This is a genomic window from Acidovorax sp. (genome assembly GCF_047607405.1).
Taxonomy (GTDB): Bacteria; Pseudomonadota; Gammaproteobacteria; order Burkholderiales; family Burkholderiaceae_C; genus Acidovorax.
On sequence record NZ_JASGDA010000128.1, the window covers coordinates 1 to 21,777 of the forward strand.

General features: G+C 64.7%; 31 protein-coding genes. 16 read left to right on the top strand and 15 right to left on the bottom strand.

The features are described 5' to 3' along the window. Positions 1 to 491 (bottom strand): PaaI family thioesterase (locus tag QM569_RS15285; protein WP_414988096.1); only part of this gene is annotated, 491 nt, incomplete at its 3' end. A 29-nt stretch (positions 492 to 520) separates the two neighbouring features. Here QM569_RS15285 and QM569_RS15290 point away from each other — a divergent pair. Beyond that, entirely contained in the window at positions 521 to 985 is a 465-nt protein-coding gene (locus QM569_RS15290; protein ID WP_414988097.1) for a MarR family winged helix-turn-helix transcriptional regulator, read from the top strand. Further along, on the top strand, positions 969 to 1,445 hold the full coding sequence (locus QM569_RS15295; protein ID WP_414988098.1) for a MaoC family dehydratase: 477 nt from the start codon (positions 969 to 971) through the stop codon (positions 1,443 to 1,445). Before QM569_RS15290 ends, QM569_RS15295 begins: the two co-directional genes overlap by 17 nt. 65 nt (positions 1,446 to 1,510) lie before the next feature. Here QM569_RS15295 and QM569_RS15300 read toward each other — a convergent pair whose 3' ends face one another. After that, a complete protein-coding gene (locus tag QM569_RS15300; RefSeq protein ID WP_414988099.1) occupies positions 1,511 to 2,305 on the bottom strand; it encodes an SDR family NAD(P)-dependent oxidoreductase in 795 nt (264 codons plus the stop codon). Between the two features lie 115 nt (positions 2,306 to 2,420). Then, on the bottom strand, positions 2,421 to 2,672 hold the full coding sequence (locus QM569_RS15305; protein ID WP_414988100.1) for a hypothetical protein: 252 nt from the start codon (positions 2,670 to 2,672) through the stop codon (positions 2,421 to 2,423). Positions 2,673 to 2,996: 324 nt separating this feature from the next. Here QM569_RS15305 and QM569_RS15310 point away from each other — a divergent pair, with 324 nt between their 5' ends. Next, positions 2,997 to 3,308 carry a hypothetical protein gene (locus tag QM569_RS15310; protein WP_414988101.1) on the top strand — a complete coding sequence of 104 codons (312 nt, stop codon included), beginning with the start codon at positions 2,997 to 2,999 and terminating at the stop codon, positions 3,306 to 3,308. Between the two features lie 1,030 nt (positions 3,309 to 4,338). Continuing rightward, the gene (locus QM569_RS15315; RefSeq protein ID WP_414988102.1) at positions 4,339 to 4,578 is read left to right on the top strand and encodes a hypothetical protein; all 240 of its coding nucleotides are present in this window, start codon (positions 4,339 to 4,341) and stop codon (positions 4,576 to 4,578) included. Between the two features lie 58 nt (positions 4,579 to 4,636). Here the strand turns inward: QM569_RS15315 and QM569_RS15320 are convergent, their stop codons facing one another. The 9 genes from QM569_RS15320 to QM569_RS15360 all read right to left on the bottom strand — a co-directional run bounded on the left by QM569_RS15320 (position 4,637) and on the right by QM569_RS15360 (position 9,996). Continuing rightward, positions 4,637 to 5,833 (bottom strand): zonular occludens toxin domain-containing protein, encoded by a 1,197-nt coding sequence (locus QM569_RS15320; RefSeq protein ID WP_414988103.1) that lies wholly within the window; start codon positions 5,831 to 5,833, stop codon positions 4,637 to 4,639. Between the two features lies 1 nt (position 5,834). Continuing rightward, positions 5,835 to 6,104: a DUF2523 domain-containing protein gene (locus QM569_RS15325; protein WP_414988104.1), complete on the bottom strand. Its 270-nt coding sequence runs from the start codon at positions 6,102 to 6,104 to the stop codon at positions 5,835 to 5,837. Then, positions 6,101 to 7,198, bottom strand: coding sequence for a virulence factor TspB C-terminal domain-related protein (locus QM569_RS15330; RefSeq protein WP_414988105.1), 1,098 nt, complete (start codon positions 7,196 to 7,198; stop codon positions 6,101 to 6,103). The genes QM569_RS15325 and QM569_RS15330 overlap by 4 nt, the downstream gene beginning before the upstream one ends. 237 nt (positions 7,199 to 7,435) lie before the next feature. Further along, positions 7,436 to 7,762: a hypothetical protein gene (locus tag QM569_RS15335; RefSeq protein WP_414988106.1), complete on the bottom strand. Its 327-nt coding sequence runs from the start codon at positions 7,760 to 7,762 to the stop codon at positions 7,436 to 7,438. A 15-nt stretch (positions 7,763 to 7,777) separates the two neighbouring features. Then, entirely contained in the window at positions 7,778 to 8,005 is a 228-nt protein-coding gene (locus QM569_RS15340; RefSeq protein ID WP_414988107.1) for a hypothetical protein, read from the bottom strand. A 129-nt stretch (positions 8,006 to 8,134) separates the two neighbouring features. Beyond that, positions 8,135 to 9,046, bottom strand: a complete 912-nt coding sequence (locus QM569_RS15345; RefSeq protein WP_414988108.1) for a hypothetical protein — start codon at positions 9,044 to 9,046, stop codon at positions 8,135 to 8,137. A 152-nt stretch (positions 9,047 to 9,198) separates the two neighbouring features. Then, positions 9,199 to 9,489 carry a hypothetical protein gene (locus tag QM569_RS15350; protein WP_414988109.1) on the bottom strand — a complete coding sequence of 97 codons (291 nt, stop codon included), beginning with the start codon at positions 9,487 to 9,489 and terminating at the stop codon, positions 9,199 to 9,201. Next, a complete protein-coding gene (locus tag QM569_RS15355) occupies positions 9,489 to 9,653 on the bottom strand; it encodes a hypothetical protein (RefSeq protein ID WP_414988110.1) in 165 nt (54 codons plus the stop codon). The genes QM569_RS15350 and QM569_RS15355 overlap by 1 nt, the downstream gene beginning before the upstream one ends. A 31-nt stretch (positions 9,654 to 9,684) precedes the next feature. Further along, the gene (locus QM569_RS15360; RefSeq protein WP_414988111.1) at positions 9,685 to 9,996 is read right to left on the bottom strand and encodes a single-stranded DNA-binding protein; all 312 of its coding nucleotides are present in this window, start codon (positions 9,994 to 9,996) and stop codon (positions 9,685 to 9,687) included. Between the two features lie 127 nt (positions 9,997 to 10,123). Here QM569_RS15360 and QM569_RS15365 point away from each other — a divergent pair, with 127 nt between their 5' ends. The 3 genes from QM569_RS15365 to QM569_RS15375 are packed head-to-tail and all read left to right on the top strand — an operon-like array spanning position 10,124 to position 12,032. Next, entirely contained in the window at positions 10,124 to 10,492 is a 369-nt protein-coding gene (locus tag QM569_RS15365) for a hypothetical protein (RefSeq protein ID WP_414988112.1), read from the top strand. Next, positions 10,489 to 11,373: a CoA transferase gene (locus QM569_RS15370; protein WP_414988113.1), complete on the top strand. Its 885-nt coding sequence runs from the start codon at positions 10,489 to 10,491 to the stop codon at positions 11,371 to 11,373. Before QM569_RS15365 ends, QM569_RS15370 begins: the two co-directional genes overlap by 4 nt. Positions 11,374 to 11,384: 11 nt before the next feature. Then, positions 11,385 to 12,032: a DUF1294 domain-containing protein gene (locus QM569_RS15375; RefSeq protein WP_414988114.1), complete on the top strand. Its 648-nt coding sequence runs from the start codon at positions 11,385 to 11,387 to the stop codon at positions 12,030 to 12,032. Positions 12,033 to 12,058: 26 nt separating this feature from the next. Here the strand turns inward: QM569_RS15375 and QM569_RS15380 are convergent, their stop codons facing one another. The 3 genes from QM569_RS15380 to QM569_RS15390 are packed head-to-tail and all read right to left on the bottom strand — an operon-like array spanning position 12,059 to position 16,232. Next, entirely contained in the window at positions 12,059 to 12,988 is a 930-nt protein-coding gene (locus QM569_RS15380) for a DMT family transporter (protein WP_414988115.1), read from the bottom strand. Positions 12,989 to 13,036: 48 nt separating this feature from the next. Beyond that, a complete protein-coding gene (locus QM569_RS15385) occupies positions 13,037 to 13,783 on the bottom strand; it encodes a helix-turn-helix transcriptional regulator (protein WP_414988116.1) in 747 nt (248 codons plus the stop codon). Between the two features lie 10 nt (positions 13,784 to 13,793). Beyond that, positions 13,794 to 16,232, bottom strand: coding sequence for a YgiQ family radical SAM protein (locus tag QM569_RS15390; RefSeq protein ID WP_414988117.1), 2,439 nt, complete (start codon positions 16,230 to 16,232; stop codon positions 13,794 to 13,796). Positions 16,233 to 16,376: 144 nt separating this feature from the next. Between QM569_RS15390 and QM569_RS15395 the strand changes: the two genes are divergently transcribed. From QM569_RS15395 to QM569_RS15435, 9 genes are all read left to right on the top strand, one after another. Then, the gene (locus QM569_RS15395; protein WP_414988118.1) at positions 16,377 to 17,309 is read left to right on the top strand and encodes a bifunctional helix-turn-helix transcriptional regulator/GNAT family N-acetyltransferase; all 933 of its coding nucleotides are present in this window, start codon (positions 16,377 to 16,379) and stop codon (positions 17,307 to 17,309) included. 41 nt (positions 17,310 to 17,350) lie between these two features. Then, the gene (locus QM569_RS15400) at positions 17,351 to 17,875 is read left to right on the top strand and encodes a GNAT family N-acetyltransferase (RefSeq protein WP_414988119.1); all 525 of its coding nucleotides are present in this window, start codon (positions 17,351 to 17,353) and stop codon (positions 17,873 to 17,875) included. A 1-nt stretch (position 17,876) separates the two neighbouring features. Continuing rightward, positions 17,877 to 18,464, top strand: a complete 588-nt coding sequence (locus tag QM569_RS15405) for an IMPACT family protein (protein ID WP_414988120.1) — start codon at positions 17,877 to 17,879, stop codon at positions 18,462 to 18,464. Positions 18,465 to 18,523: 59 nt separating this feature from the next. Next, positions 18,524 to 18,730 (top strand): YjfB family protein, encoded by a 207-nt coding sequence (locus QM569_RS15410; protein ID WP_414988121.1) that lies wholly within the window; start codon positions 18,524 to 18,526, stop codon positions 18,728 to 18,730. 135 nt (positions 18,731 to 18,865) lie between these two features. Then, complete coding sequence (locus QM569_RS15415; protein WP_414988122.1) at positions 18,866 to 19,216, top strand: hypothetical protein; 351 nt, start codon at positions 18,866 to 18,868, stop codon at positions 19,214 to 19,216. Continuing rightward, positions 19,209 to 19,742 carry a hypothetical protein gene (locus tag QM569_RS15420; protein ID WP_414988123.1) on the top strand — a complete coding sequence of 178 codons (534 nt, stop codon included), beginning with the start codon at positions 19,209 to 19,211 and terminating at the stop codon, positions 19,740 to 19,742. The genes QM569_RS15415 and QM569_RS15420 overlap by 8 nt, the downstream gene beginning before the upstream one ends. A gap of 93 nt (positions 19,743 to 19,835) precedes the next feature. Then, complete coding sequence (locus QM569_RS15425; protein ID WP_414988124.1) at positions 19,836 to 20,402, top strand: chromate transporter; 567 nt, start codon at positions 19,836 to 19,838, stop codon at positions 20,400 to 20,402. Then, positions 20,399 to 20,974 carry a chromate transporter gene (locus QM569_RS15430; protein ID WP_414988125.1) on the top strand — a complete coding sequence of 192 codons (576 nt, stop codon included), beginning with the start codon at positions 20,399 to 20,401 and terminating at the stop codon, positions 20,972 to 20,974. Before QM569_RS15425 ends, QM569_RS15430 begins: the two co-directional genes overlap by 4 nt. A 32-nt stretch (positions 20,975 to 21,006) precedes the next feature. Continuing rightward, positions 21,007 to 21,597, top strand: coding sequence for a Uma2 family endonuclease (locus QM569_RS15435; RefSeq protein WP_414988126.1), 591 nt, complete (start codon positions 21,007 to 21,009; stop codon positions 21,595 to 21,597). Positions 21,598 to 21,777 lie beyond the last annotated feature (180 nt).

The window sequence follows — 21,777 nt, forward strand, 5'->3', positions numbered from 1 at the left end:
CCGTCGGGGCCGACAAGGCGCGCATCCGCCGTGGCGAGCTGGCGCCCGCAGTGGATCACGCGGCCCTCGGCGCGCACGCGCTGCACCTTGGGGGTGAGCGCCTTGACGATGTTCACGCTCAGCTCCGCCGTGGTGTAGCCGCGCCCCGGCGGTAAGCACGTTTGTACCGCGCAGCCCAGGGCCGAATCGAGCAGGGTGGCGAACCAGCCGCCATGCACCGTGCCCATGGGGTTGAAGTGGTTCAGGCCCGGCGCCCCCTGGAAGAGGGCTCGGCCTTCATCCACTTCCAGCAGCATGAAGTCGAGCGTGCGCGCAATGGGCGGGAAGGGCAGCTCGCCGCGCAGCATGGCCTGCATCACCTCCAGCCCGGTCTTGCCCGCGAGCTGGTCGGGCCGAGCAACGCCGGGGCCGACGCCGCCGTTGAGGCGGGTGCTGATTTCGCGCTCCTGCGCGAGCCATTGGTCAAGGATGCTGGGTTGAGTATTTTGCATATACAATTATTGCAGATACAATCAAACCCATGCAAGCCACCCCCCAGCCGCAAGGCTGCACCAACCTCAAACTGCGCCAGCTCACGCGCCGCGTGACGCAGCACTACGACGCCGAGATGGCCGCCTGCGGGCTCAAGACCACGCAGTATTCGCTGCTGTCGCACGTGCTCAAACTTGGCCCCATCCGCCCTGGGGAGCTGGCGGCAGCGATGAAGATGGACGCATCCACGCTCACGCGCAACCTGCGTCCGCTGGTGGACGCGGGCTGGATCGCGCTGGAGCCGGGCGCGGATGCGCGCAGCCGCCTCGTACACATCACCGACGCGGGCCGCGACAAGCGCGCCGAGGCCCAGCGCCGCTGGAAGGTGGCGCAAAAGGCCCTGAACGACACCCTGGGCTTGGAGCGCGTGATGGCGCTGCACGCGCTGGTGGACGAGGCGCTGGCGCTGCTGGCCACGGAACAGGAGAACGAAAACCATGACGAATCAACCTGACGCATCCCCCATCTACCTCGATGACCTGGCCGTGGGCGACCGCTTCACCAGCGGCGAGCACGCCATGGACGAGGCCCAGATCACCGCCTTTGCCGCGCAGTTCGACCCGCAGCCCTTCCACCTGGACGACGCCGCCGCCCGCGCCACGCTGTTCGGCGGCCTGGCCGCGAGCGGCTGGCACACGGCGGCCATCACCATGCGGCTGCAAGTGACCAGCGGCTTGCCCATCGCTGGCGGCATCATCGGGGCAGGGGGCGAGTTGAGCTGGCCCCGGCCCACACGCGCCACCGATGTACTGCACGTGGTGAGTGAGGTGGTGCAGATCCAGCCATCCCAATCCAAGCCCGACCGCGGCATGGTCACTGTGCGCAGCGAAACCCGCAATCAGCACGGCGACGTGCTGCAAGTCGCCACGGTGCGCATCGTGGTGCCGCGCAGGCCAGGGCAGGGGGGCGGTTAGTTCTCTAATTTATGAATGAAATTGGCCGCTAGCGCTTATCCAGCAAGCACCAGCAGCTATGAATTTCATACTGGCACGGTGTAGTTGAGCGCCATGCGCCCGCCGTCCACGGTCACGATCTCGCCCGTCACGTAGCTCGCCGCATCGCTGGCAAGCCAGGCCACCACGTCGGCCACTTCGCGCGGCTCGCCCAGCCGCTTCATGGGCGTGCGGCCCATGATCTTGGCCTTGGCTTCGTCGCTGGTCAGCACCGCCTTGGCCGCGAGTTCGGTGGCAATCGTGCCGGGCGCGACGGCGTTCACGCGGATGTTCTTGTCGGCCAGCGCCAGCGCCATCACGCGGGTCAACTGGTTGATGCCGCCCTTGCTCACGTTGTAGCTGGAGATGTTGGGAATCGCCAGCACGCCGTTCACCGAACTCATGTTGACGATGGCACCGCCGCCACCCGACGCCGCCATGGCACGCGCCACGGCCTGGCCCACGAGGAACGCGCCCTTGAGGTTGACCCGCAGCACGGCGTCGAAGTCCGCCTCGGTCACGTCCAGAAAGTCCGCCGCGCGGAAGATGCCCGCGTTGTTCACCAGCACGTCGATGCGCCCGTGCGCCGCCAGCACCTGGGCCACCAGCGCATCCACCTGCGCCTTGTCGCCCACGTCGCAGTACACGTAAAGCGCGCCCAGTTCCCGCGCCAGCGCCTGGCCGTGCGCGTCGTTCACATCGGCGATCACGGGCCTGGCACCCTCGGCCGCAAAACGGCGCACGCAAGCCTCGCCAATGCCTTGCGCGCCGCCGGTGACAATGCAGACGCGGTTTTGCAGGCCGAAGTGGGTGGTGTTTGGTGTGTTGGGCTGGATGGTCATGGGGCGGATGGTACGCGGAGCGCCGCCATCTTTGCTAAGTCCATACCGCCGAAGCTAGCACACCTCAAGAAAAAGGCCCGCATCAGCGGGCCTTGGTGCATCAGGGCAGGGCGCTTTAGCCTTGCAGTTCAAGCCGCCGCTCAATGCGGTCGAGCCTGTCCTTGATCGTGTCGATAGTGCTCTGCTGCCGATAGACATCCTCTTGCGTAGCCGAGTGATCGCGGCGGGAGCCAATCACCTGAATTTCGAGCTGTGTTACACGGTGCTTAAGGTCTTTGAATTCCTCTTGCATGTTCGTGCGAAGCCCTGCGATTTCAGAGCGCAGTCCTTTGAGGTGTTCAATGATGAGGTTTTCAACGTTTTCCATGCTTACAGTCTACTCCTGAAGAAAAGGGCTCCCGATCCCATCCCAGACTGCGATACATGGAGACGAAGCGCAAAGCGAGTTCCCGGCGTGTACAGGGGTCAGCACGGCGTGACCGCCGACCCTTGTCATTTGATACGATGTATATTATGTCAAACATCAAACGCACCATCCGCCGCTACCTGCTGGCCTTCGGGCTGGCCCGGTCGCTGGCGATCAGCGCCCGTTTCTGAGCCCTGTTCATCATTTCTCGGTTCTTTGCTTCGCGCACGATCCGGCCCGATGTTTCGCGCCCCCTCTCAGGCCCGTTTGCCTCATTTTCTGACCATGCTTGATGATCTGCCCGCTACCTTGCCACAGGTAGCGCGGCATCTTGATCTTGCGCCTTCCACGATTCAGCGGTACGTCCGGACCGAGCAGGCTCCGCGTACCGTGATGCTGGCGCTCTTTTGGGAGACGCAATGGGGGCGCTCTACTGCTGATTGCGAAGCTGCCAATTGGGCTTTGCTCCAGCATGCCCGCGCCGATGGCCTGGGGCGGTACGTTCGGCGGTTGCAAACTCGCATTGCCACGCTGGAAGCAATGCTTGAAGACCGGGCGGTTCAGGCTGCTAACAGTCCGTTTTTCACGGTTGCATGAGTGCATTTTGGCGCATCGGCTGAAGCCGACCGGGCTCTAGCAGCAGTGGCTGTTGAGCCACCCAGCCATCCCCAGCACGCCGCTAACGCTCGGGGTTCGGCACTTGTCCTGCGGGGCGTCTCACTTGTTCTGCGGGGCCGCACAGTCGGCCTCGGGGCGCGGCATTCGGGCTGGCCTGCGGGCTGCGCTTCGCTTGCATCCCTTCGGCCATCCCTCGGGGCCGCGCAGTCGGCCTCGGGGTGCGGCACTTGTCCGGCGGGGATTCGCACTTGTCCGGCGGGGCCGCTCATTCGCTTTGTGTCGCCCTGGTGCTGGCCATGCGTCCCAATCGGACGGAGCCGACTAACGATCCCTTGCGCGGGGGGCGCGCCCCCGGCCCGATGGGCCTCCCCCAGCAGCCCGGGCATTCGCCCGAGTTAGTGAGCTTCGCTCATGGGGCGCTCGGCGCGCGCCGTCCGTTGCCCGTCAGAGGTTGCGCCCTGCACCGTTCCCCTGAGTTCTTCGCCTCTAAGGCCAACGGTACACCGGCCCCCGCCCTCTACAAGGGGTATTCATAAAACGTGTTTTACAAACCTTCCCCTTTCCGAGGGCGGGGGCCGGTGTTCCTTATGGCACGGCGAAGAACTCAGGGGAACGGTGCAAGCAAAGGCCGCTTGCACGGGCAACAGACAACTGTTGTCCCGGCTCGGAATCTTGGGGCCCGGTACACCAGAAAGGCAGGACGGTATGGCAATCGCAGCGAATTACAGGAAGCATCCGCAGGCTATGGCGCTTCAAATGGTGCTGCCCTTCGGGCGGGCGCTGGTGTGGGCGCTGCCGCGCCCTACTACGCGGGTTCTGCGGGCCATTCGGGCGGCGCGGGCGGCTTCGTTCAAGGCTGCTGGAACGATTGCGTATCCGGTGCGGCCTGCGGTGCCGCAGTGGTGGCGGGATGCACAGAAGGCCAGGAAAGCCCTTGCAGCGCGGGTTAAAGCGATGTGCATGGGGTTGGTGTACTGCTAGCCCTTTTCTTCAGGAGTAGACTGTAAGCATGGAAAACGTTGAAAACCTCATCATTGAACACCTGCGGGCAATCCGCGCCGATGTTTCTTCCATCAAAGACGACATGCGGGACGTTAAGAATCGCATGGCCGTTTTAGAGGCTGCTATAGGCGGAATCAAGCGCGACCAAGGGGACATATACACGGAGAACGCAGGGCATCATGTTAGGTATGACCGCGTGATTGACCGTATCGAACGCATTGAACGACGCCTAGAGCTTCAAGGCTGATTCCGACCTCCCCTCATGCACCAAGGCCCGCTAATGCGGGCCTTTTTCGTGAGGTATGCTAGCTTCGGCGGTATGGACTTAGCAAAGATGGCGGCGCAATGGGCAATTGCCCATCCATGGCTGGTGTTGGGTGGACTGGTGATCCTGGCGGCAGTGGTGAAGCTGTCCGGGCTTCTGCGCGCGGGTTCACGACGCCGGAAGGCATCGGCACTACGGTTGCGGACGCAGATGGAGCAGCATCGCTTTCAGCCTCATTCGACCGTGTACCAGCCGAAGCAATACCGGCGTGAGAGACCGCCGAAGTAGGCCGCTGCTGCACCGTGTACGGGTCGAACGGTCGGCGGGCGATCCACTCGCGACACTCGCGGTCGCTCAAACCCGCGTCGGTACCCTGCTGCGTGACACAGTGGCACGTGCCTCGGTAGCAGATGCCTCCTGAGACCAAGGGCATGTTGACAACCTTTCGCACTTCGTCATAGGCCGGGGCGGACTCGGGCTTGTTGGAGACGCGCGGAAGGAAGTCAACCCTATCATCTATGAAAGTCTTCGCTTCAGACGCGGACTGACTGGCGGGCTTCGCTACCATGGTTGATCCTGGCATAGGCGGAGCCTCTTGCTTGCCACTGGTGCGCCACATATTGAAGCCGATGGCGGCTATGCCGAAGACGGCCACGGCCAATCCATACACAAGGGGCGGCACCTTACGAGGAACCTTCGTATGCTCGTTCGACGAGCGATAAAGGCCGAAGACTCTTTGGGGGAGCCTGTACCGCCGTTTGTTCTGACAGCGCGACCACGTTGATTCGGAGTTGCACTCAGGCCATTCATACCACCATCGCCCCATCCAGCCCGTGTCACGAATATGCACGTGCCGACCAACCAGCGCGCGAAAGCTGGAATGAACAAGCTTCGATGACTGCGTTGTGACGAATACATCAATGCCGGAGTGCCGATGCGTCTCCAGCGCCTGAATTGCCGGGGGAACCTTCGAGCCTGGACCTGATGCACGCCAAACACCTTGCGCTTCATCGACCACCAAAACAGCACCGTCCGGTAGTTCCTCATGCCACCGGGATGCGTGGCAACGCGTGTGCGGAATTTGAAGGGTTTCCGCGAGAAGTTTTTGCTCAGGCCGAAGTCGCTCAGACTCATCGAAATGCACGAACAGCGGTCGCCCCTTCAGTTCACGGTCGAGCAAATCGACCATCGCGGCAGTTTTTCCGGCTCCTGGACTGCCAGTGAAAATAGTTATCACGTCAACCCCCGATCAGTGCCAGACGCTTGACAAATTGCAACGATGCGCGGGCAATTACTGCGCCGCAGATGATTCCCAGGAATTCAGGAATTCCCGCAATTGCCAAGAATTGCAGAACTTCCACAGGAAGCGTGTTATAAGCAGTTTTGGCATATGAAATAGCATTTGTAATTGCCGCGATAACAGCGCCGTAAGTCACGATGCCAATACCGACCGATATTAGCGCCCTGACAATGGCGTAAGTGATAATCCATTGAAGGATAGCCGTCATGATTCAGACCTACCCAAGAGAATAAATGCAGCACTGAGCCACGCCATAGCGAGTAACAGCGGCTTAATTAGTGACAGGGAATTGCAAAGCCCTTGCCAAGAAAATGATAATTGATGCCCGAATATGGATGCTGCAATTGGTGAAGGGCAGCTTGCAGCGCCTGAAAACCCGTAATCCGGGGTGAAATTGAAATCGAATTCCTTTGCTTCTAAATTGGACTTTTCCGGCATTTCCAATTTTTGACAGGCGATGATGTCAGGGTATTTATCGCACAACGATTGTTTATCCTCATCCTTCGGCATGTCGGTATCAGATTCAGTATCTTCATCAACGCTCTCGCTGGGCTCAGATGATGCCGTCGGTCTATCAACAGGATGATAATCCACCCGCCACGGCTGTTCCGCCGTCGGACTTGGAACAATCCTCACTCCAGGCTGAATATACGGCTGATTGGCTGGACTCGGTTCCGCGTTAGGGTCGTAATTCGGGTTTTTAACCGGATCACCAATTGGAACGAATCGGGGCCGGTGCGCGGGATCTTCGCTCGGCTGGGGATTAATATACGGCGAAGGATATTCAATCGGCAGAGGTGTAGGCTGTGGAAGCTCCAACGGCACACGGGTCGGCATTGGAGTCGGAGCCAGTGCATCCTCAAACTCTGGCTGTGTCACTGTCCTGGCCGGAGCGTTCTGCAAGCAACCAGCAGGGGTTATATACCAGCCTACAGGGCAGTTTGCAGCTCCGCGTGATTGTGGAATTGCCCCCGTATAACCATACGGCGCTTGATCATTCGGTACGCCGTAGCGACACGTGTGCGGTCTCTCAGAATGCGTATAGTAATCGGCTCTTAACTGCTTGCATAAGGCATCAAGATCAGAAGTCCATACTTTACCATCCCCGCTGTATTCATAACCATTGGACACCGGATAAGAGGTTTGCGTTGTCTTCCAGACTTTATTGGCCTCATCCCACACGAGATAAGCTGCGGCGAGCCAGCTAGCGATAGCGGCACCCGTGCGAACGTAGGGATTTAGAAAGATAGCAGTTGCGGCGAAACGCGGTGCGTTTGCAGCTAAACGATATGCTGCGGGCATCTTGGTTAATTGCCCGCCTACGTTCGCGGTCGGCCCATTCGGGGAGTATATTACCCGCCCAAAAACAGAGTCATTTGACGCTGCGGCATACGCGCCAGCGCTCCAGCCGGAGGGCGCTGCCAATTGCGCATAACCAGCATTTGCGCTACTGATGCCGAATATTGTAATGGCCGCGAGAATTACGACTGAACGATAATCCACGATGCCCCCAATATAGCCACCAGATAAATCAATGCGTCAGGTGTCATTGATAACCCCTTGTTTCCAAATTCTGCATATCGTGTAGATGACCATCCAGCCGCCGAATATGGCCCACGCGATGGGGGCCACATCGTCACCGGTTAGGAGATTGCACGGCATGGGTTCCTGAATAACCTGTACCGTGCTGGACGTTCCGCCCGCCAGTGGCGTCAGCGTGTATTCAATGCCGTTCTCCGCGACGGACGTGACAGTGACAACGTAGGCCCCGCCGCTTTGCTGCACGACCGCGCCGGTTTGCGCCGATGCAGTCGCTTGCAGCGCTGCGGTTTTCGTGCTGTAGCACGCGGGGCCTACTTGCCACATGTCAGCGCCCTGCCTTTACTTCGAGCGCCACAGGAGCTTGATAGCCCAGATAGCGAAGAAGCCAAGCACCACCGCAACGGCGATCTGCTCGCCGGTGCCGAGGCCCTCGTTGACCTTCGCCAGAATTTGCGCGCCGGTGCTGCCAGCGTCCTGCGCCATGGCGGTAGCCGAGCCAGCCAGGGCCAGAGCGCCAGCGGAAGCCTTGGCGGCGAAACGGCGGGTTTGCGTGTCGAAACGGTTCATTTGATTTCCTTTGAAAAAAGGTGCGGGATTGCACCCGGAAGCCCTCGACGTTTCACAACGCTGAAGGACTACCGGCTGAAATCACATCCGACTAGAGCCAGCTTCGCGGTTGTTCAGTATTTATTCCTCTCAATGCAATAAATCGGAATGGGGGAGCCATGAGAAAGGCCCGCATGCGTCGATGCGGCGCGGGGTGTGCCGCACTCGGATAAAGCTCTGAAAACCGCCGCCCGTTGGCGCGAATTCAGACAGGAGAAGCTCTCCTGTTTCGTCATTGCGATAACCGCCGCCCGGCGCAGGTCTAAAGCGGTCATCGACCGAAGCATTGCCCTGCACATAAGCAGGCCAAAGCACCCAGCGGCGGATGCTGCGGCCAGTAGCGTCCAGGCCGCCGCAGCCGTGTATTCGTGCTCCATGGGGGAAGCTCCCTACGTTTTTGGATTCGATCTTTGATGCGTACTTCATGATGTAGGCGACGGGGGCGTGAGCCTTCAATCGGTTGCTCATGCCGTGGGGCCACATGGGGGGATGCCAATGCAGGAAGCCGCGCTTGTCGCGGGTTTTCCAGAACCTGTCTGGCTTGGGCGGGGTGAGGTGCCCAGCAAGCCAGATGACGACGTGGTAATGGATGACGCCGCGCTGCTGTAGCTCTGCAACCCAGACATACCGCACGGTTTTGACGCCGGTGCAGGCGTAGTGCCACTTGCGCAGCGCATCTAGGAAACGGCTGATGTGTTCTGGACGCCAGTTGCCATTGTCGCCCGCGTAGGTAAGGGTTTGCATCCAGATGCGCTGCGTAAGTGGGCCTGCGTTGTGCAGGCTCTTGGCAGATACGCCTAAGGACTTCCGAAGCCGCGTGCAGCGGCTGGCGTGACGATCAATGGTGATCGTGTTTTCAGCCCAATCAACAACAGCAAGACCACTCTTGCAAGTTGTTGATACTGAGACAAGCCCGGAAGCGCTGCGCGCTTCCTGCTCGGCCCACGCCTTGCGCGTGCGCTCAATGCTGATGGCGCGCAGACGCTCCATGGCCTGGGCCATGGAGTCCCCAGAAAAAGACCGGGCGGGCTGCGCGCTGCGCGCTACGCACGCTGGCTCACCTGCGGACATGCGTCCTTGCCCTTCGGGTGGCCTGCGGCCAGTCTCGCAAGCGCGCAGCCCGCCCGAATACCGGCCCGAATCGTGAGCCGTGCTCATGCCCACAGCTCCCAATGGCGCACGAATGCGCCGAGGTTCACCACGCGCAGGGTGAAGCAGGGCCATCCCATGCGCTTGCCCGGGATGTAGTTGGGATAGGTGAAGTCCGCGAAAGCTTCCGCCGACCGCCAGTCAATGGGCAAGGTGACTGTGATGAAACAGCCATCTTGCTCGCTGATGGTGGTGCCCTGGGGAAGTCGCTCCAGGGCTTGCGCTCGGGTAATGGGGGCTGGTTCGACGGAGAGAACGCCCAGCATGCCAGCGCCGCTTTGGCCCATGATTTCCATCACAGGCCCTCACCGGCTATCGGCAGGCCCTTGCGCGTGTACACCACGTCCAGGGACATGCCCATTTCGTCATCGGTGGTCAAGGTGACCGTGATGCCGTCCGGCTCGCATTCCGGCGTTTGCTCAGTGAGCAGCGCCAGAAGTGCCGAATGCGCTGCGACCATCCTGGCCGCGTGCATTGCCTGTTCCATGGCCTTAGACCTTGGCGGGAGCGGCTGCGGGCTTGATCGGAATCAGGCGCGGGCTGATGGACAGATCGCCGTTCCGGTTCAGATAGATGGACTCCGGCGCGAGGGTGTATTCACCTACGGGCCAGAACAGGGCAGCGCCCTCTTTGTTCTTTTCCAGGATGATTTCGGCCTTTTCCGGGTACGGATTGGGCTTGCCGGAACGGTCGTAGGTGTGGAACCAGACGGTTTGAAAATCGAGGCTGTAGGCTTTGCCGGTTGCTTTGGCGTTGCCGCTTTGGTTGCGGACTTCGGTCGATGTCACCGAGACTTTGATCATGGTTTGCTCCTGTTAATGACTGCAACATGCAGCCATGGAGCGAGAATGTGCAATTGACTGCACATTGCAGTCAAGTCATTTCAGATAATGACTGCAATTTGTAGCCATTTCACAACGCGAGGACGCCATGAAAACAACCATGAACCTGCTCGAAAACGCGCTGAAAAACCAACCAGCGCCCTACTGGACGCAACGCCTCAACTTGGCGCGAACGACCTTGGCGACAGCAAAAGTCCGAGGCCACCTGAGCCCAGCAATTGCGGGCGCACTGGCCGAGGAAATGGGCGAAGACGCCAAAGAATGGATTGTGGTGGCAGCGCTGGAATCCGAACGGGACAGCGCTTGCAAGACGCGGATGGTGCGCAAGATTTTGGGCCGCGCCGCCCTCGCCTGCGTCTACGGATTAGCCGTTGCAGCTACCGTTTTGATAGCGCCATCGCAAGCAATGGCGCACCATACAGAAGCATTTCTGTATATTATGTATAATTTGTCATGACCAACGCACCATTGCCCCAGCCGCTGCGCGGCACCCGCGTCCTCAGCCTCGCCCTGAACCTGCCCGGCCCCGCCGCCCTGATGCGCTGCGTGCGCATGGGCGCCGAATGCGCCAAGCTCGAACCCCCGCCCGCCCCCGGCCAGCCCAGCGCCGACCCCATGGGCATCTACAGCCCCGGCGCCTACGCCACGCTGCACCACGGCGTGCGGATCGCGCAGGCCGACCTGAAAACCACCGAGGGCCAGGCCGCGCTGCACGACGAACTGGCGCGCACCGACGTGCTCATCACGTCCTTTCGCCCCTCGGCCCTGGCCAAGCTGGGGCTGTCCTGGGAGGCTCTTCAGTCCCGGTACCCCCGCCTGTCGCTGGTGCGCATCGTGGGCGCGGCGGGCGCGCGCGCCGAAGAGCCCGGCCACGACCTCACCTACCTGGCCGAAGCGGGCCTGGTCACCGGCACCGCCATGCCGCCCACGCTCTACGCCGACATGGGCGGCGCGCTGATGGCCAGCGAGGCCGTGCTGCAGGCGCTGCTGGAGCGCGCCCGCACCAACGCAGGCGTGTGCATCGAAGTCGCCCTGGCGGAAGCCGCCGCCTGGCTGGCCCAGCCGCGCGACTGGGGCCTGACCACGACCGACGGCAACGTGGGCGGCGCCCATGCGGGCTACCGCGTCTATCCCTGCGCCGATGGCCGCGTAGCCGTGGCGGCGCTGGAGCCGCACTTCGCCGCCCGCCTGTACGAAGCCGTGGGCCTGCCGCGCCACGCCGATGTACACGCCCCCGCCACGCACGAGGCCGTGGCCGCCTTCCTGCGCGGGCAAAGCCGGGCGGCGCTGGATGCGCTGGCGCAGGCCAAGGACATTCCGCTGCATACGCTGGCTTGATGGGCGGCTAAATGCAAAAGCAAGGCACCATCGTCCGCTGGGACGCCGCACGCGCTTTCGGCTTCATCCGCAGCCCGGGTACATCGGCAAACGTGTTCTTTCACATCCGGGATTTCCGTGGCGGCACCCCCAAGGAAGGGTTGGCCGTCACCTACGAGGAAATCCACGTGGGCGGCAAAGGCCCGCGCGCCATGGCCGTGCAGCCCGTCGGCGCTGCCAGCGCTCCCCGCAAATCCACGCCATCACCCGCCCCCGCACGCAACCGGCGCGAGCGCGAACCAGCCGCAAATCCGGCCGCTGGCAGGCTCGTCCTGCTGCTCGTTGCGGGCTGGCTCGCGCTGCTGGGCTGGGGCATCTGGGCAGGGCAACTGCCCCTGGGGTTGACGCTGGGGGCGCTGCTAGCGGTGAACCTGCTCACCTTCTGGGTCTATGCCGCCGACAAGAATGCCGCCAAGCAGCAGCGCTGGCGCGTTCCAGAAAACAACCTGCACCTGCTCAGCCTGCTGGGCGGCTGGCCCGGCGCGTGGCTGGCCCAGCAGTCGATGCGCCACAAATCCAGCAAGCGCGAGTTCCGGGTGGTGTACTGGCTCACCGTGGCCGTGCACTGCGCCGCGCTGGCAGCGTGGGTTACAGGGTGGACGACAAAATGGATGCAGTAGCGCACCCCTCCTATTACCCTTGACTGCTATGCACACCCTATCGAGCGGCGGGGCAACCTCAGCGCTCCGCTGGCCAAAGCGACGCCCGGCACCACCAGCGCCAGGGCGGCCAAGGTGCCGGGTGCCAGCGGCTCGTCCAGCAGCCACGCCGCGCCGAGCGCCGTGAGCAGCGGCACCAGCGCCGCCGACAAAGCCGCCCGCGCCACACCCAGCCGTGCGATAGCTGCCGTGTAGGCCACAAGGCCCAGCATTCCCGCGACAACCCCCTGCCCCAGCGCCTGCCATGCCACATCCGTCCAGGGCGCGGACAGCAAGCGAGGCACTCCCCAGACCGCCAGCAGCGGCAGCAGGAGCAAGGCCGACCACAAATTGACCACGGCTGCCCCCTGCCAAGGCGTCAGCCCACAGCCCCGAAAGGCCAGCGAGTACGCAGACCACAGCAAGGCCGCGACGACGAACAGCAGATCCCCGCGCCAGGACGAGGACAACGCCTGCCACGCTCCCGCCCCAAAAACCGCCATGCCCACCGCGACCAGCGCCAGGCCGCAAATTCTGGACCCGGACAAGCGATCCCCCAGCGCAAGCCAGGCCCCACCTGCCACGAAAAGTGGCACGCTGGCTGCCATCAACAGCCCCATGTGCGCCGCTGGTGCCCACTGCGCCCCGGCCAGCGCCACCATGCCGAATGGCAATCCGCCCCCCAGCACCAGCAGCGCCAGCCTGCCGCGCGCCACCCCTGGCGGAAAAAGCCCCGTCCTGCGCCAGACCGGCCACAGCAGCATGGCGGGAATGCCATAGCGCATCACCGCCAGTTCCAGCGGGCCGAGCGAGGTCGTCACACCGTGGCGCGAGGCGATCTGCCAGCCGCTGCCGATCAGCGCGGCGGCCAGTGCCGCCAGGATGCCGACGGCCAGCGTGCTGCGGTCAGGGCGAATGGATGGGGAAAGCGAGGACATGGGCCGCAGTCTGGCCATGCCTGCCAATGCCGGATATCAAATTCCTGCTCAGTGCCGCAGCGTGGCGCGCGCCTGTGCCAGTGTCACCCCGACCTCGCGGCGGAACACTGCACCCAGGTGGCTCTGGCTGCAATAGCCCAGGTCGTAGGCCAGCCCGGCCAGATCGGTTTCTCCATCTTCCAGGCGCTGCAATGCCGAAGCCAGCAGCAGGCGCTGGCGGTAGCCGTGCAGGCTCATGCCCGTGCAGCGGCGGAACAGACGGGCCAGATGGAACAGCGAGCAGTGTGCGGCGTCAGCCACCTGTTGCAGCGACCAAGGCACGCCATCCGCCGCCGCAATGCGTTGCGCCATGAACCGGCGTGCGCGCCATACCTTGTCGGGCAGCGGGCCGACTTGCGGGACACTTGCCTCCAAAAACAGGATTGCGGCATCGCCGCCGCGCCACTGCAAACGCATGTGCCACAGCGCACGCGGGTTCAACGTACGCACCGCAGGGGCCTGCAAAGGCGGCACGCATGCGCCCGGCTGCGCACTCACCACGAGGCTGACGCGCTCTGCCGCGTGCAGCGGCAGCGTTTGGTAGGGCAAGCCGGTAGGCAGGCACAGAGCGGTCAGGCCGTCCAGCAGCACCCTCTGATCCGCCATGCGCAACTCGGACGGCCCCGCGACGGGCAGCACCCAGCGCTGCGAATCGGCTACGTAGGGCGGGCTCCATTGGACAGGCGCTGCATGCTGCACCACCCGCTCCACCGCCCATTGCGCGTCGGCATGCAATACGGTGCGGTGCTGCGGCATCCGTCAGGGCCTAGCGCGCTTTCTTTGGCCGCTTGCCAGCCCCCGTCACCCGCGGCGGCAGTCCGGTGTGCTGGGTGAGCATCCGGCCCGGCTGGGGCTGGTCGGTGCGAAAGCGCACGTCCCCCTTGGGTTCCTGCAATTCCTGCGGACGGCTGCGCAGCGCGACCGCTTTTCCATCCTTGTTGATGGTGTAGCCCAGCCCACCACCGCCCTTGGAGACCGTGCTGTTCTTGCGCCGCGCGCTCTGGTAGCCGCCGTCCGTCATGGGCTGGAAGGTGGGTATCAGGTGGTGCTTGCCGTTGCCGATCAGGTCGGCGCGGCCCATGGCCTTGAGCGCCTCGCGCAGCAGCGGCCAGTTGTTGGGGTCGTGGTAGCGCAGGAAGGCTTTGTGCAGGCGGCGGCGCTTTTCGCCGCGCACGATGTCCACCGTCTCGCTGTCGCGGGTAATCTTGCGCAGCGGGTTCTTGCTGGTGTGGTACATGGCCGTGGCGGTGGCCATGGGGCTGGGGTAGAAGGTCTGCACCTGGTCGGCGCGAAAGCCGTTCTTCTTGAGCCACAGGGCCAGGTTCATCATGTCCTCGTCGCTGGTGCCGGGGTGGGCGGCGATGAAGTACGGGATGAGGAACTGCTTCTTGCCCGCCTCGGCGCTGAACTGCTCGAACATCTGCTTGAAGCGGTCGTAGCTGCCGATGCCGGGCTTCATCATCTTGGTCAGCGGCCCCTGCTCGGTGTGCTCGGGCGCGATCTTGAGATAGCCGCCCACGTGGTGCTGTACCAGCTCCTTCACGTACTCGGGGCTTTGCACGGCCAGGTCGTAGCGCAGGCCGGAGCCGATGAGGATTTTCTTGATGCCTTTGAGCGCCCGCGCGCGGCGGTAGATCTTGACCAGCGGGCCGTGGTTGGTCGTCAGGTTCTGGCAGATGCCGGGATAGACGCAGCTGGGCTTGCGGCAGGCGGCCTCGATCTCTGGCGTGCGGCAGCCCAGGCGGTACATGTTGGCCGTGGGGCCGCCCAGGTCGCTGATGGTGCCGGTGAAGCCCGCCACCTTGTCGCGGATGTCCTCGATCTCCTGGATGATGGAATCCTCGGAGCGGCTCTGGATGATGCGGCCCTCGTGCTCGGTGATGGAGCAGAAGGTACAGCCGCCGAAGCAGCCGCGCATGATGTTCACGCTGAAACGGATCATCTCCCACGCGGGGATCTTGGTGGCGCCGTCGTGGCTGCCGTTCTCGTCGGCGTAGCTCGGGTGCGGGCCGCGCGCATACGGCAGGTCGAACACGTGGTCCATCTCGGCCGTGGTGAGGGGGATGGGCGGCGGGTTGATCCACACGTCGCGCGCCGTGGCGCCCTCGCCGTGCGCCTGCACCAGGGCGCGGGCGTTGCCGGGGTTGGTCTCCAGGTGCAGCACGCGGTTGGCGTGGGCGTAGAGCACGGGGTCGGCCTTGACCTGTTCGTAGCTGGGCAGGCGGATGACGCTCCTGTCGCGCGGCGGCACCTTGAGTTTGGTGCGCAGCGCGGGGTTGGGCACGAACTGGATGGTTTGAGGGTCTTTTTGGCCTCCAGCGCTTGTCTGGCAAGCGCCAGCAGCTACTGAATTGGTAGCGCCGCCGTCTTCCTTGCTGCAGGTGGCGCCTTGCGACGCGGCCTGCTCGCTGGTGGTCATGTAGGGGTTGACGTGTGCTTCCACGCGGCCCGGCTCATCGACCGTGGTGGAGTCGATCTCGAACCAGCCCTTGCCGCTTTCGTCGTCGGGCCTGCGCACGAAGGCGGTGCCGCGCACGTCGGTGATGCGCTCCACCGGCTCGCGGGCGGCCAGGCGGTGGGCCACTTCGACCAGGGCGCGCTCGGCGTTGCCGTACAGCAGCAGGTCGCATTTGGCGTCCACCACGATGCTGCGGCGCACCTTGTCGCTCCAGTAGTCGTAGTGGGCGATGCGGCGCAGGCTGCCTTCGATGCCGCCGAGGATGATGGGCACGTCCTTGTACGCCTCGCGGCAGCGCTGGCTGTAGACGATGGCGGCGCGGTCGGGCCGCTTGCCGCCCACGTCGCCGGGGGTGTAGGCGTCGTCGCTGCGGATCTTGCGGTCGGCCGTGTAGCGGTTGATCATCGAATCCATGTTGCCCGCCGTCACGCCCCAGAACAGGTTGGGGCGGCCCAGCGCCTTGAAGGGCTCGGCGCTGTGCCAGTCGGGCTGGGCAATGATGCCCACGCGAAAGCCCTGCGCCTCCAGCGTGCGGCCGATGACGGCCATGCCGAAGCTGGGGTGGTCCACGTAGGCGTCGCCCGTCACCAGGATCACGTCGCAGCTGTCCCAGCCCAACTGCTCCATCTCGGCGCGGCTCATGGGCAAAAACGGGGCCGGGCCGAAGCGCTTGGCCCAGTACGGGCGGTAGCTGGTCAGCGGCTTGGCGGCGCGCGCGAAAAAGGAAACGTCAACGGGGGCGTTCATGCAAGGGAGTGCGGCCTGCCCATGCTGTCATGCATGGGGCATCGTGGGAGCCGGTGTGGTGGGGGAAGGCACGATTTTACGCGGCGGGCCTCTCCAGGCATATACTTGCTTTTGTCAATTGATTACATGATAAAGGCAAATACCATGAACACCGCCACCGTGCCCGCCAGCGCCGTCAAGGCCGTGCGCCGCTTCAACCGCTTCTTCACCCGCCGCGTGGGCGTGCTGGACCCGTACCTGGGCAGCGACCTGTCGCTGACCGACGTGCGCGTGCTGTACGAACTGGCGCACCGCGACAACCTGGTGGCCAGCGAGCTGGCGCGCGAGCTGGGCCTGGACGGCGGCTACCTGAGCCGCATCCTGCGCCGGTTCGAGACGGCCGGGTGGATCACCCGCAGCGCCAACGCCAAGGACGCGCGGCAGAGCGTGCTCGCCCTCACCCCGGCCGGGCGCGACGCCTTCGAGCCGCTGCAGCAGCGGTCCCGCGAAGAAGCCGCCGCCCTGCTGGCCCCCCTGCCCCCGGAGCAGCAGCAGGCCCTGGTGGACGCGATGGAACGCATCCAGTCCGTGCTGGACCCCGCCCCCGCCGCCGCCCCGCGCATGGCCGTGCTGCGCGACCCGGTGCCGGGCGACATCGGCTGGGTGGTGCAGCAGCACGGCGAGATCTACTGGCGCGAGTACGGCTGGGACAGCCGCTTCGAGGCGCTGGTGGCCGACATCGCCGCGCAGTTCCTGCGCAAGTTCCAGCCCGCGTGGGAGCGCTGCTGGATCGCCGAGCTGGACGGCGAGCGCGTGGGCGCGGTCTTCGTGGTGCGCAAGACCGCCGCCACGGCGCAACTGCGCATGCTCATCCTGTCCCCCAAGGCGCGCGGCCTGGGCCTGGGCGCGCGGCTGGCCGACGAATGCATCGCCTTCGCACGCGCCAAGGGCTACAAGAAGATGGTGCTGTGGACCAACAGTTGCCTGACGGCCGCCCGCGCCATCTATGCGCGGCGCGGGTTCCAGTTGGTCAAGAGCGAGCCCTACGAGGATTTCGGGCAGCCACTGGTGGGCGAGACCTGGGAGCTGAAGCTGTAAGAGCGCCAGCGCCTTGGGCCGGGGCGTGCCATCATCCGGCCATGACACCCCGCGCCGCCCCCACGATCCGCCCCGTCACCGCCAGCGACGACCTGGAACGCCTGACCGCCCTCATCCACGCGGCCTACGCGCGCCACGCCGCGCTGGGGCTGCGCTACTGGGGCACCCACCAGTCGGTGGACGATACGGCCAAGCGCTTCGCCTCGGGCACGGGCCTGGTGATGGTGGAGCCGCAGAGCGGCGACTACGTGGGCACCCTGACGCTGCGCCCGCCCCAGCCCGAATCCACCGTGGCGCTGTACCGAGAGCCCCGCGTCTGGTCGATATGCCAGTTCTGCATCGCGCCCCAGGAACAAGGCCGGGGCCTGGGCAGGCGGCTGCACGACTACGCCACGCAGTACGCGCGCGGCCAGGGCGCCGGCGTGCTGGCGCTGGACACCGCCCAGCCCGCCACGGCGCTGATCGCCATGTACGAATCCTGGGGCTATGCCGTGGTGGGCGAATGCGACTGGCGGCCCCTGACCAACTACACCAGCGTGCTCATGTCGCGGCAGATGGCGGACTGACATGCCCCACACCCTGGCCGCGCCCGCGCACAGCGAAGTCATCATCAAGAAAAGCCGCTTCATCGGCTGCGTGCAGCCCATGGCCGACCGCGCCAGCGCCCAGGCCACGGTCGATGCGCTGTGGAAGCAACACCCCGGCGCCGCCCACGTCTGCTGGGCGCTGCTGGCGGGCGGCCAGTCCGCCGCCGTGGACGACGGCGAGCCCGGCGGCACCGCGGGCCGCCCCATGCTCGACGTACTGCGCCACCAGGACCTGGAAGGCGTGCTCGCCACCGTGGTGCGCTACTACGGCGGCGTCAAGCTGGGCGCGGGCGGCCTGGTGCGCGCCTACACCGACACCGTGGCCCAGGCCCTGCTGACGGCGCCCAAGGTGCCGCTGCAGCGCATGGCCGCGCTGCAATGCCACGTGCCCTACGCCCTGGAGGGCCTGCTGCGCCGCGAGATCGACGCCGCCGGGGCCGAACTGGGCGCGGTGCGCCACGGCACCCTGGTCACCCTGCCCTTGCGGCTGCCCGAATCGCAGGCCGCCGCCTTCATGCAGCGCATCAACGACATCGGCCAGGGCCGCGTGGGCTGGGGCGATATGTAACCGTGCTCAAGCCGCCACCGCGAGCAGCCGATAACAAGCCAAAGCCCCCCGCAATCGCCATGGACATCGCCCTCACCCACAGCATCGTCACCACCGCCACGGCGCTGGCCAGCGCCAAGGCATCCGACGCAGTCAACATCACCATGCTGAAAAAGGCCATGGACATGCAGGAAACCACCGCTGCCATCCTGCTCGGCGCCCTGCCGCAGCAGCCCGCGCTGGCGACCTCGGGCACGCTGGGCACGCAGGTCAATGCGTTCGCCTGAGTTTTTCTGGCACTCCAAGCCCCTCACAAGCCGCCTTCCCGGGCGGCTTTTTTTCGCCCTGAATGGTTTTTTTGGCGCACGCAGCACACAATTGCGTGTCGCACAGGGTTGTGTGTTTTCTTGGGAAGGCCGCTTATGACACAAACCGTCAATTTCACCGGCGCAGTCGATCGTGATCTGTTGCGGCGCGCCAAGGTCATGGCCGCCAAGACGGATACCTCGGTCAACGCGCTGTTCAACGCCGAACTGCGTTACCTGGTGGAAACCTTTGAAGCCGCCGAGGCCAGCGGCAACCACAACTTCCGCGTGCTGGTCGATTTCTCCCTGGGCCGGTTGGATGGCACGGCGGCCCTGGATGCCCTGGGTCTGGACGGTGAGGAAGACCTGTTCCTGCTGATGAGCCAGGCCCACCTGCCCATGCCCCGCCTGCCGCACGCCCAGACCCGCGACATGGCCGCGCAGCTGCATGAACTCCCCAGTGCCTGAGCCAAGCCCTGCCGACGTCAGCCTGCTGCCCGACGCCGGGCCTCTGATTACGCTGGCCTATGCGCGCGCTCTCGACCTGCTGTTCAAACCCGGCTGGCAGGTCATGCTGGTGGACATGGTCCTGCACGAAGTCACCCGCAGCCAAACCCCCACCAGCCAGGCCATTGCCGCCTGGGCTGCGGAACACGCGCTGCCGGTGCTGCCCACGCGCACCTTCGCGCACTACCGACAGGCATCCAAGGCAGGCGCATCGCCGCGCCGCAGTCATTTGGGCGAGCTTGCCATTCAGGAAACCTTGAACGACTTCGCCCTGGCCGCCATGCCCCGCACGGGCGTTTTCCTGTTCGAGGACCACAAAATCGCCAGGGGCAGCTTTCTCGTGCCGCCGTGTTGCCGCAAGGTCAGCACCCGCGCCTTTCTGGTTTACCTTGAACAAAAGGGCCTGCTGGATTCGGCAGCAGATGTCGAGCGGCGCGCCATTCAGGCCGGGCGGGCATTCTCGCGCCTGCGGTTCCCGCCCGAGTGATGATGATGCGCAGCGCCATGGACTCCTGTTTTAATAGCCACCTGTGCTTGATAAATAAGGGCTAGAGGCCAATTTGACCTATATTTCTTCGCCATGCCTGATCCCGTCGCCAACCGCCCCCGCAGCCCGTCCGACCTGTTCTGGTCCTTCACCTGGCTGGCCCTGCAGGGCTTTGGCGGCGTGCTGGCCGTGGTGCAGCGCGAGCTGGTGGAGAAAAAGCGCTGGATGACCAACGAGGAGTTCATGGAAGACTGGGCCGTGGCGCAGATCATGCCCGGCCCCAACGTGGTCAACCTCAGCATCATGATCGGCGACCGCCACTTCGGCCTGCGCGGAGCCTTGGCGGCGCTGGCGGGCATGCTCACGTTCCCGATGCTGCTGGTGCTGGGCCTGGCCCTGCTGTACGCCGGGTTCGCCAGCCACCCGGCGGTGGCGGGCGCGCTGCGCGGCATGGGGGCGGTGGCGGCGGGGCTGATCGCGGGCGTGGGCATCAAGCTGTTCGCGTCGATCCGCCAGCACCCGCTGGGCCGCCCGCTGTGCGCACTGCTGGCGGCGCTGACGGCCATCGCCATGGCGGGGCTGCGGCTGCCGCTGTTCTGGGTGCTGCCGGTGCTGGGCGGCGCGGCCTGCGTGCTGACGTGGCGAAAGCTGGCGCCATGACCGCCATCGACTGGCTCAACCTGTTCCTGTTTTACCTGTCGCTGTCGCTGCTGGCGGTGGGCGGCGCCATCGCCACCGCGCCGGAGATGCACCGCTTTCTGGTCGAGCGCCAGGGCTGGCTGACCGACCCGCAGTTCAACGCCTCCATCGCCATCGCCCAGGCCGCGCCCGGGCCCAACGTGCTGTTCATCGCCCTGCTGGGCTGGAACGTGGGCGTCAACGCGGGCGGCCCGGGCGCGGCGGGCTGGCTGCTGGGCGCCCTGGGCTTGGCGCTGTGCATGCTGGGCGTGATGCTGCCCAGCAGCCTGCTGACCTGGCTGGCCACGCGCTGGGGCCACCGCAACCGCGAGCGGCGCGGCGTGCGCGCCTTCAAGCAGGGCATGGCGCCGGTCGTCATCGGCCTGCTACTGGCGACGGCCTGGGTGCTGGCGCGCGCGCATGGCGTGCTGGCCACCGACTGGCCGCTGTGGCTGCTGACCGCCGCCGCCACGCTGCTGGTGTGGCGCACGCGCCTGCACCTGTTGTGGATGCTGGGCGCGGGGGCGGCATTGGGGGCGCTGGGCTGGGTTTAGACTCTGCTTCCATAGGATTTTCGGAGCCTGCCATGTCACGTCCCGCCCTCAAAGACCGCTTCGACGCCGAAGCCTACCTGGCCTGGGAGGCCGAGCAAACCGAGAAGCACGAATACGCCAACGGCGAGGTGTTTGCCATGTCGGGGGCGCTTGAGAACCATGTGACGGTAGCCCTGAACGTGGCCATCGCCCTGCGCAGCCACTTGCGCGGCGGCCCGTGCAGCGTGTTCATCTCGGACATGAAGCTGCATGTGCAGGCCGACGATGCCTTTTACTACCCGGATGTGTTCGTCACCTGCGCCGAATCCGACCGCGCCGAAAGCCGCCACAAAAGCACCCCCAGCCTGGTCGTCGAAGTGCTCTCCTCCTCCACCGCCGCCTACGACCGGGGCGCCAAGTTCGCCTCGTACCGCAAGCTGCCCTCGCTGCGCGAGTACGTGCTGATCGACCCGGAGCGCCTGAGCGTGGACCTTTTCCGCCGTGGCGACGACGGCCACTGGGTGCTGCACCCTTTCGTGGCAGGCGAGCGCGTGGAGTTCTCCAGCGTGGGGCTGGCGCTGCCCATCGAAGACCTGTATGAGGACGTGCGCTTCGACCCCGAAGCGGCCAGCACCCATCCTTGAAAATTCAAACCAGATCGGCCTTAGGGAGCCTCTGCACGAATCGAGCGGTAAGTGTGCGCTGCGGATCGGGATGGGCTGCTAGGCGCAAAGCGCAGCAATAGCCGTAGCTATTGCGAGCATTTGCAACGACGCAGACCGCCCGAGTCCGCAGATGCACGCGGCGCGACGATTCGTGCAGAG

Excerpts from the sequence above, each read along its gene's own strand:
- QM569_RS15290 (WP_414988097.1), top strand. The coding sequence starts at position 521 with ATGCAAGCCACCCCCCAGCCGCAAGGCTGCACCAACCTCAAACTGCGC.
- QM569_RS15295 (WP_414988098.1), top strand. The coding sequence starts at position 969 with ATGACGAATCAACCTGACGCATCCCCCATCTACCTCGATGACCTGGCC.
- QM569_RS15300 (WP_414988099.1), bottom strand. The coding sequence starts at position 2,305 with ATGACCATCCAGCCCAACACACCAAACACCACCCACTTCGGCCTGCAA.
- QM569_RS15305 (WP_414988100.1), bottom strand. The coding sequence starts at position 2,672 with ATGGAAAACGTTGAAAACCTCATCATTGAACACCTCAAAGGACTGCGC.
- QM569_RS15310 (WP_414988101.1), top strand. The coding sequence starts at position 2,997 with ATGCTTGATGATCTGCCCGCTACCTTGCCACAGGTAGCGCGGCATCTT.
- QM569_RS15315 (WP_414988102.1), top strand. The coding sequence starts at position 4,339 with ATGGAAAACGTTGAAAACCTCATCATTGAACACCTGCGGGCAATCCGC.
- QM569_RS15325 (WP_414988104.1), bottom strand. The coding sequence starts at position 6,104 with ATGACGGCTATCCTTCAATGGATTATCACTTACGCCATTGTCAGGGCG.
- QM569_RS15330 (WP_414988105.1), bottom strand. The coding sequence starts at position 7,198 with ATGCCCGCAGCATATCGTTTAGCTGCAAACGCACCGCGTTTCGCCGCA.
- QM569_RS15335 (WP_414988106.1), bottom strand. The coding sequence starts at position 7,762 with ATGTGGCAAGTAGGCCCCGCGTGCTACAGCACGAAAACCGCAGCGCTG.
- QM569_RS15340 (WP_414988107.1), bottom strand. The coding sequence starts at position 8,005 with ATGAACCGTTTCGACACGCAAACCCGCCGTTTCGCCGCCAAGGCTTCC.
- QM569_RS15345 (WP_414988108.1), bottom strand. The coding sequence starts at position 9,046 with ATGGCCCAGGCCATGGAGCGTCTGCGCGCCATCAGCATTGAGCGCACG.
- QM569_RS15350 (WP_414988109.1), bottom strand. The coding sequence starts at position 9,489 with ATGGAAATCATGGGCCAAAGCGGCGCTGGCATGCTGGGCGTTCTCTCC.
- QM569_RS15355 (WP_414988110.1), bottom strand. The coding sequence starts at position 9,653 with ATGGTCGCAGCGCATTCGGCACTTCTGGCGCTGCTCACTGAGCAAACG.
- QM569_RS15360 (WP_414988111.1), bottom strand. The coding sequence starts at position 9,996 with ATGATCAAAGTCTCGGTGACATCGACCGAAGTCCGCAACCAAAGCGGC.
- QM569_RS15365 (WP_414988112.1), top strand. The coding sequence starts at position 10,124 with ATGAAAACAACCATGAACCTGCTCGAAAACGCGCTGAAAAACCAACCA.
- QM569_RS15370 (WP_414988113.1), top strand. The coding sequence starts at position 10,489 with ATGACCAACGCACCATTGCCCCAGCCGCTGCGCGGCACCCGCGTCCTC.
- QM569_RS15375 (WP_414988114.1), top strand. The coding sequence starts at position 11,385 with ATGCAAAAGCAAGGCACCATCGTCCGCTGGGACGCCGCACGCGCTTTC.
- QM569_RS15380 (WP_414988115.1), bottom strand. The coding sequence starts at position 12,988 with ATGTCCTCGCTTTCCCCATCCATTCGCCCTGACCGCAGCACGCTGGCC.
- QM569_RS15385 (WP_414988116.1), bottom strand. The coding sequence starts at position 13,783 with ATGCCGCAGCACCGCACCGTATTGCATGCCGACGCGCAATGGGCGGTG.
- QM569_RS15390 (WP_414988117.1), bottom strand. The coding sequence starts at position 16,232 with ATGAACGCCCCCGTTGACGTTTCCTTTTTCGCGCGCGCCGCCAAGCCG.
- QM569_RS15395 (WP_414988118.1), top strand. The coding sequence starts at position 16,377 with ATGAACACCGCCACCGTGCCCGCCAGCGCCGTCAAGGCCGTGCGCCGC.
- QM569_RS15400 (WP_414988119.1), top strand. The coding sequence starts at position 17,351 with ATGACACCCCGCGCCGCCCCCACGATCCGCCCCGTCACCGCCAGCGAC.
- QM569_RS15405 (WP_414988120.1), top strand. The coding sequence starts at position 17,877 with ATGCCCCACACCCTGGCCGCGCCCGCGCACAGCGAAGTCATCATCAAG.
- QM569_RS15410 (WP_414988121.1), top strand. The coding sequence starts at position 18,524 with ATGGACATCGCCCTCACCCACAGCATCGTCACCACCGCCACGGCGCTG.
- QM569_RS15415 (WP_414988122.1), top strand. The coding sequence starts at position 18,866 with ATGACACAAACCGTCAATTTCACCGGCGCAGTCGATCGTGATCTGTTG.
- QM569_RS15425 (WP_414988124.1), top strand. The coding sequence starts at position 19,836 with ATGCCTGATCCCGTCGCCAACCGCCCCCGCAGCCCGTCCGACCTGTTC.
- QM569_RS15430 (WP_414988125.1), top strand. The coding sequence starts at position 20,399 with ATGACCGCCATCGACTGGCTCAACCTGTTCCTGTTTTACCTGTCGCTG.
- QM569_RS15435 (WP_414988126.1), top strand. The coding sequence starts at position 21,007 with ATGTCACGTCCCGCCCTCAAAGACCGCTTCGACGCCGAAGCCTACCTG.